Source organism: Methyloceanibacter marginalis, assembly GCF_001723295.1.
Taxonomy (GTDB): domain Bacteria; phylum Pseudomonadota; class Alphaproteobacteria; order Rhizobiales; family Methyloligellaceae; genus Methyloceanibacter; species Methyloceanibacter marginalis.
On record NZ_LPWD01000404.1, the window covers coordinates 1 to 2,777 of the forward strand.

Below are 2,777 nucleotides of genomic sequence, written 5' to 3' on the forward strand. Positions count from 1 at the left end.
TGCTGATCGGCGGCGGCAGGCCCTTGATGATGTCTCCGTCTGGCGCGCCGGGCACCGCCGAGCCCGTTGAGCAGCACCGCGACCCGCGGCGGCCCTCCCGCCACGTTCGCGTAAATTTCGGACGGGCGAGCAGTAAACCTCGGCGCGCGGCGCCCATCGATGGCGATCTTCGGCAGCGGCCCATAGGGCGATTCTTCGATCAGGGCGGGAACCGGGACCGGTGCAAGCGGCACCGAGGCCGGTCTGGTCGATGCCCGCTGTCAGTTCGGCGGCGGCCACCTTGGTTCCGCTGCCTCCCTCGGGCGTCTCCAGTGACCCGCTAGGCCCTGGCGGCGCCGGTGGGGGCGCGTTGGGCGTGACGGGCATCATGGTCGTGCCCTGGCCCGGAGGCGCCAGCGTCGGCGCGGCTGGGCGCGGCTGCTGCGCACTGGGGGCCATGGAGGGGCCCGTGACGGAAAAGCCTGGGGGAAGATCGACTCCCACGGGGCCTCCCGCAGGGGCTGCTGCCGGTGCGGGTGGCGCACCGTCAACCTGGAGGACCGCGACAGGCTCGCCTTCCTCGCCGGCAGGAAAGAACATGAGCACGGCGACGCCGAGCACCAACGTCCAGAACACGATACCCGCAGCGACGGCCAGCGCCTTCATTTCATTGTCCTCCCCGCTTCCCGGCCGTAGTCTGGGGCTAGCGCCACCGCCTCGAGGCCACCGCGTTCAGAGCCGACGATTCAGTTGGCTTCCGCCTTCTTCTTGGAATCCGTGTCGACCGACTTGATGCCTCTCAACAGATCGAGGGCGTAATTGAGCTGCGTGTCCTTCGCCTTGTCCTCAGGCACGTAGGACGAGCTTCCGGATTCCTCCTCATCATCTTCGAACTCGCCCCGCAGGTGGCCGCGCAGATTGGACTCGCCGCGCATGCCCTGGACTTCCTGCTTCTTCTTGAGCTCCTCCGGGAGCTCTTCTTCAACCACGATTTCGGGATCGATACCCTTGGCCTGGATCGAGCGGCCAGACGGCGTGTAGTAGCGTGCCGTGGTGAGCCGCAGGGCGCCATTGGAGCCGAGCGGGATAATCGTCTGCACGGAGCCCTTGCCGAAGGAACGGGTGCCGACGACCGTCGCGCGCTCGTGATCCTGGAGTGCACCGGCGACGATCTCCGAAGCCGAAGCCGAGCCGCCGTTGATCAAGACCACGATCTTCTTGCCGTCAGTGATGTCGCCCTGCCGCGCGTTCGAGCGCTGCGTCTCCTCGAGGTTACGGCCGCGCGTCAGCACGATGGCACCCTGATCGAGGAAGGCGTCCGACACCGAGATGGCCTGGTCGAGCAGGCCGCCCGGGTTGTTGCGCAGGTCGATGACATAGCCCTTGAGATTGGGGCCGAGCTTTTTCTTCAGATCGTCGACGGCCGCTTGAAGGTTCTCGGTGGTCTGCTCGTTGAATGTCGTCACCCGGATATAGCCCACATCCTCACCCTCGGCGTTGTACTTCACCGGGTTGATGTGGATCATGTCGCGGACGACCTTCACTTCGAAGGGATCTTCGACGCCCTTGCGCACGATCGTGAGCCCGATCGGCGAATTGACCGGCCCCCGCATCTTTTCCACGGCCTCTTGCAGCGTGAGGCCGAGAATCTGCTCCTTGTCCAGATGGGTGATCAGGTCACCGCTCATCAATCCAGCGCGTGCCGCGGGCGTGTCCTCGATGGGTGCCACGACCTTGACCACGCCGTCTTCCATGGTGACCTCGATACCGAGCCCACCGAACTCGCCGCGGGTCTGGACTTGCATGTCGCGGAAGTGCTTCGGATTGAGATAGGCCGAATGCGGGTCAAGTGCGGTCAGCATGCCATTGATCGCAGATTCGATCAGCTTGGCATCCTCGGGCTCCTCGACATAGTCGGCGCGCACCCGCTCCAGCACCTCGCCGAAGAGATCCAGCTGCTTATAAATTTCGGAGTTCGCCGCGGAAGCCGACTGGCTTCGGGCCAAGCTCACCATCGTCGAACCGGCAGCGAGCACAGCCAGCACCAGAAGCGCCCAGAGCGCGTATTCGGATCTCCGCATCATCCTTGCACCTTCCCGGATGCCTCGGCCCACCATGGGCCGGGGTCTATTGGCCTTCCGTCCTTCCTGAATTCCACATAAAGGACGGGGCGTGAATCTTCGTCGCTGCTGGCGCCCGACGCTTCCAAGCTACCCATCACGGCGATGGGCTCACCGGCAAGAACGAATTGGCCGAGGCTCACGTCAATGCGGTTCATTCCCGCAAGCAAAATATGATAGCCCCCGCCAGCATTGATTATCAAGAGTTGCCCATAGGAGCGGAAGGGCCCGGAATAGACCACCCAGCCGTCCGCGGGCGCGGTAATCCGCGCTTCTTCGCGGGTTTCAAGGGAAACGCCCTGGAGCGCGGCCCCGGTGGCGTCGTTCTCGCCAAAACCATGGGTTTGGCGCCCTTGGGCCGGCAGCCTGAGCGTACCCTTGGCCTGCTCGAACGGCATGGCGGGTTTCAGCCGATCCGGGCTGGCGAACGCCACTTTGGTCGATTCCGGCTTGATCTCGATCACGTTCTCATTGGCGGGGGTCGCCATGACCTCCTGCTGTAGGCGGGCTCTTAAGGCCTTTTCGGCGGCGATCTCGGCGTCGTATTGTGCCACCTCGGCCCTGGAGATCTGGACGTCGAGGCGCGCGATCAGCTCGTTCAGATTGGTGACCTCGGCCGCGAGCTGTTCTGCGGATTGATCGAGCTGGGTGAGCTCCACCTCGCCTTGCGCCTGCTTC

2 protein-coding genes and 1 pseudogene are annotated in these 2,777 nt (G+C 64.5%); all 3 read right to left on the reverse strand.

The genetic code is table 11. The annotated features are described in order from the left end of the window. A pseudogene (locus tag AUC71_RS20385) lies at window positions 1-645 on the reverse strand (hypothetical protein); the annotation flags it as partial. Window positions 646-725: 80 nt separating this feature from the next. Beyond that, window positions 726-2,060, reverse strand: a complete 1,335-nt coding sequence (locus AUC71_RS13655) for a S41 family peptidase (protein ID WP_083238387.1) — start codon at window positions 2,058-2,060, stop codon at window positions 726-728. Next, window positions 2,060-2,777 (reverse strand): murein hydrolase activator EnvC family protein (locus AUC71_RS13660; RefSeq protein ID WP_158007857.1); only part of this gene is annotated, 718 nt, incomplete at its 5' end. The genes AUC71_RS13660 and AUC71_RS13655, both read right to left, overlap by 1 nt.

Bases quoted from the DNA above. Each gene is read 5' to 3' on its own strand.
- AUC71_RS13655 (WP_083238387.1), bottom strand. From the start codon at position 2,060: ATGCGGAGATCCGAATACGCGCTCTGGGCGCTTCTGGTGCTGGCTGTG.